This window comes from Actinosynnema sp. NPDC059797 (assembly GCF_042732085.1).
In the GTDB taxonomy this organism is placed as follows: domain Bacteria; phylum Actinomycetota; class Actinomycetes; order Mycobacteriales; family Pseudonocardiaceae; genus Actinosynnema.
Genome location: NZ_JBHWIE010000734.1, coordinates 1 through 1,389, shown reverse-complemented (window position 1 = coordinate 1,389; position 1,389 = coordinate 1). Strand labels below are relative to the sequence as shown.

Below are 1,389 nucleotides of genomic sequence, written 5' to 3'. Positions count from 1 at the left end.
TGGGCGCCCGCCGGCCCGAGGGGGAGCGAACCGCCCACCCGCACGGTGGTCTCGCGCGCCACGGGGTCGGTGACCGCCCAGTTCAGGAACGCCGCGGCGCAGTCGGGGTTCGCCGCGCCCGCCGGGATGCCGAAGGTCGGCGGACCGGACATCGCGGCCCGGGGGTCGCCCGCCCGCAGCGGCGGCACCAGGAAGAAGCCGACCCGTCCCGGCATCCGCCGGTCCAGCGCCGCGGACTCCCAGTCGCCGTCGAACATGAACAGCGCCCGGCCGGAGGCGAACCGGTCGACCATCCGCGCGTAGTCGGTGGCGTTGAGGTCGGCGTCGAAGTACCCGGCGCGCAGCCACCGATCGAGGTGCCGCGCGGCCTCGGCGTTGGCCGGCGTGTCGATGGTCGCGCCGGGCCGCTGGAACACCCAGTCGTTGATCGCCTCGGGGGAGCCGTGCGCGGCCATGAGCGCTTGCAGGGGGAACGCCAACCCGCCCGCCGCGCCCGCGTTGAACCCCGCCAGGGGCTGGATGCCCGCCTCCTCGGCCCGCGCCAGCGCCTCGTCGAACTCGGCCAGCGTCGCGGGCTCGCGGAACCCGATCCGCGCCGCCAGGTCCTTGTTGTAGAACACGCCGGTCACGCTCGTGGAGAACCCCATCGCGTACAGCGGGCCCTCGCCGCGCGGCCGCCCGCCCGGACCGGCGCGCATCGTCCGCAACTGCGCCGCGGGCCAGTCGTCCCAGCCGAACCACGCGGCGTAGCCGTCGAGGTCGAGCAGCAGGCCGTCCCCCGCGAGGTCGGCCACCTGGGGCAGCCGCACCAGGTCGGGCGGGTCGTCGGCCAGCAGCCGGGGCGCGTTCCGGGTCAGCACCGCGAACTGCTCCTCGCGCACGTCCCAGGTCACGTTCGGGTGCCGGCGGGTGAACTCGTCGGCGAGCGCCTTCGCCAGGGGGAAACCGGTCTCGAACCGCGCCCGCAGCACCACCGGCCCGGTGCCGCAGTCCGGTTCGGACACCGGCGCGGCCGACGTGCCGGTGGGCTCCGGGCGGTCGCCGCCGGGCGCCGCGCAGCCCGCCAGGAGCGACGCCAGCAGCAGGGCGACGGCCGTGCCGAACCGTCCTGAGTGGGGCAACGGTTCCTCCCTCACTCCAGCTAAATCGTGTTAGCATCCGGGAGTTTCAAGGTGGCGCGATCCGCTGTCAAGGCAGCGGGTGTCCGTTGAGGACGGAGGACGGGTTGGGGAGACGACGCGTCACGCTGGCCGACGTGGCCAAGGCGACCGGTGTCTCGACCACGACCGTGTCCCTGGTGCTGTCGGGCCGCGGTCGGGACCTGCGCATCTCCGAGGAGGTGGAGCGCCGGGTGCGCTCGACCGCCCAGGAGCTGGGGTACCGGCGCAA

Annotated in this window: 2 protein-coding genes; one reads left to right on the top strand and one right to left on the bottom strand. The window is 74.9% G+C overall.

Annotated features, from left to right (window positions below):
• A partial coding sequence (locus ACFV4N_RS43775) for an ABC transporter substrate-binding protein (protein ID WP_499678606.1) occupies window positions 1-1,121 on the bottom strand: 1,121 nt, incomplete at its 3' end.
• Window positions 1,122-1,255: 134 nt separating this feature from the next.
• Here ACFV4N_RS43775 and ACFV4N_RS43770 point away from each other — a divergent pair.
• A partial coding sequence (locus ACFV4N_RS43770) for a LacI family DNA-binding transcriptional regulator (RefSeq protein WP_499678607.1) occupies window positions 1,256-1,389 on the top strand: 134 nt, incomplete at its 3' end.